We start from the raw sequence: 2784 nt of genomic DNA, 5'->3' as shown, positions 1-2784 counted from the left end.
CATAAACCGGAATAGGATCTTCCCGCTCCTGGGCCAGCTTGTGCAGCGCCATTCCACCTTTGAAAGAACCTGTGAAGCCCACTGCCTGAGTAACAGGATGTTTGACCAATGCCGCACCGACTTCAAATCCGTCGTCATAGAGCATAGAGAATACACCTTCGGGCATATTGGTTTTTCGTGCTGCTGAAATGATAGCCTGCGCCGTCAGGTCACTTACTCCCGGATGAGCGGCGTGTGCTTTCAGGATAACCGGATTTCCTGCTGCCAGCGCCGGACCCACATCCACACCTGCTACTGAATACGCGAACGGGAAGTTACTTGACCCAAAAACAACCACCGGGCCGATTGGAACCAGCATTTTACGCATATCCGGCTTTGGTACCGGCGTTCTGTCGGGCAATGCAGTATCAATGCTGGCTTCGACCCACGAACCTTCGCGCAGCAGATCGGCAAATTGCGTTAGCTGATTGATCGTGCGAGCCCGCTCGCCTTGCAGTCTCGCCAGTGGTAAGCCGGTTTCGAGGTTGGCTCTCTCCAGCAGCTGGTCGCCTAATGCGGTGATTTCTTCTGTAATAGCAATCAGAAAATCGGCTCTGCGTTGCGCGGAAATCATTGCATATTCAGCAAGTGCCTTCTCAGCAAGCGACATTGTTCTCGCCACTTCTGATTCGGTCGCGCGATGAAATTTCTCATCAAGAAAGGAATCGCTTGCTGGTACGTACGATTGAAATGTACGGTCACCTTCGGCTGAAAGTGCATAACCTATGAAGTTTTTACCTTGAATATCCATGGTTGATATAAGCATATTGAAAATTGATAAACCCTTAAAACAGAAAAAATGTGCAAATCTCAGACCTGCACATTTTCCGTTATTTCATAAATAAGTAAGCTAAACCAGTCGACCGATGATATCATCGACAGAGATACCTTCTGCTTCGGCTTTGAAGTTCCGGATAATCCGGTGGCGCAATACCGGCAATGCAACTGCCTTCACATCCTCAATATCAGGCGAATATTTACCCGACAGCAATGCATTGCATTTGGCAGCCAGGATTAGCGCCTGCGAAGCCCTTGGCCCGGCGCCCCATTCAAGGTAATCGTTGGTGTCTTTTACAGCCAAACCAGCGGCAGGTCTGGTTTTATGCACCAGCTTTACTGCATATTCAATTACATGGTCAGTTACCGGAACCCGGCGCACCAGTTGTTGAAAGTCCATGATCTCTTCGGCTGTAATTACCTTTTTGACCTGGTACCTGTTGTCCGTAGTGGTGTTTTTAACAATGTTTACCTCCTCTGCATAGGAAGGATAATCCAGCTGGATCATAAACATAAAACGGTCGAGCTGCGCCTCGGGAAGCGGGTACGTACCTTCCTGCTCGATCGGGTTCTGGGTTGCCAGTACGAAAAACGGTCTTTCCAGGTTGTGCTTCACACCCGCGATCGTCACGGAATATTCCTGCATCGCTTCCAATAATGCAGACTGCGTTTTAGGCGGTGTCCGGTTGATCTCGTCCGCTAGGATAATATTGGCGAAAACCGGTCCTTTGATGAATTTGAAATTCCTGTTCTGGTCCAGCGTTTCGGAACCGAGGATATCCGAAGGCATTAAATCGGGTGTAAATTGAATGCGGTTGAAGTTCAGGTCGAGGGAAGATGCGATGGTTTGTATCAGCAATGTTTTTGCAAGTCCCGGCACGCCGACCAGCAGACAGTGTCCCTGGCAAAAAATGGCAGTAAGAAGTCTTTTAACCACTTCATCCTGGCCGATAATTACATTACCAATCTCACTCCTGATCTTATCATAAGCTACTTTCATAGCTTCGGCAGCTTCTACGTCCGATGAATACTTCACAATATGCTGGATTAGATTTTTGAACTCCTGAACTGCGTGGAAACGGAACTTTACTATAGGTCGTCACCGCTTGCCGCCAGACCAAGCACTTTACAATTTCTATATTCGGGCTCAATGCTGATAAATACGTCGCCCTGCGCTTTTTTAAACCACTCTTCAAGCGCATTGTTCCGCTTGTTGCTCAATACGATTTGCGCTAGTTTTTCATAATCATCGTGCAGGTTGGCTGTATGCGGCTCCGACTTGCTTTTATACCAGATGATGCGCATTGCGCTGCTGCCGTCTTCGGTACGGTAAGATACAGGACGGCTTATATCACCCACTTTCATGGTGTCGATTGCGAAATACAATGCCGGGTCCATAGAAGCGTCGAGCGTCAGTTTTGATAATCCCGTGTTTCTATCCTGGATCAAACCGCCAGATTCTGCTGACATTTTATCGTCTGAATTATCCAAAGCAGCTTTTGCAAATTTCAAAGTATCGATCTGGATCAGGTTTCTAAGACTGTCAAGCGAGCGGATCGCCTGTGTCATATCTGTTCCCTTGTTGTAATCAGGGCGTAACAAGATGTGTCTTGCTCGGTATTCAGCACCACGTGTTTCAACCAATTTGATCAGGTGGAAACCATATTGCGATTCAATCGGCTCCGACATTTCACCTGGTTTAAGCGCCAGCGCAGCACCTTCAAATTCAGGTACCATCGCGCCGCGTTTGGCAAACCCAAGATCACCACCGTTTTTAGCTGATCCTAAATCTTCTGAATAAATCTGCGATAATGTAGCAAAGTCTTCGCCTTTTTCAGCTCGCTGTTTAAGCTCTACCAGCTGCTGGCGCAGCTTGTCCTTTTGCTCACGCGTAACTGTTCCTAATTTCACGATATGCCCTATTTCAACTTCTGATGGGATATAGGGGAGACTATCCTTGGGAATGGA

3 protein-coding genes are annotated in these 2784 nt (G+C 47.8%); all 3 read right to left on the bottom strand.

Annotated features, from left to right (window positions below):
• A partial coding sequence (locus ACTIE6_RS20040) for an aldehyde dehydrogenase family protein (protein WP_439558338.1) occupies positions 1-805 on the bottom strand: 805 nt, incomplete at its 3' end.
• 84 nt (positions 806-889) lie between these two features.
• Complete coding sequence (locus tag ACTIE6_RS20035) at positions 890-1852, bottom strand: AAA family ATPase (protein ID WP_439558337.1); 963 nt, start codon at positions 1850-1852, stop codon at positions 890-892.
• 53 nt (positions 1853-1905) lie between these two features.
• Positions 1906-2784: peptidylprolyl isomerase (locus tag ACTIE6_RS20030; protein WP_439558336.1), on the bottom strand; the 879-nt coding region annotated here is incomplete at its 5' end.

The sequence above is a fragment of the Dyadobacter sp. genome (assembly GCF_051859145.1).
In the GTDB taxonomy this organism is placed as follows: Bacteria; Bacteroidota; Bacteroidia; order Cytophagales; family Spirosomataceae; genus Dyadobacter.
Note: the sequence above shows the minus strand (reverse complement) of the source record. Positions and strands in the feature narration are given on the sequence as shown.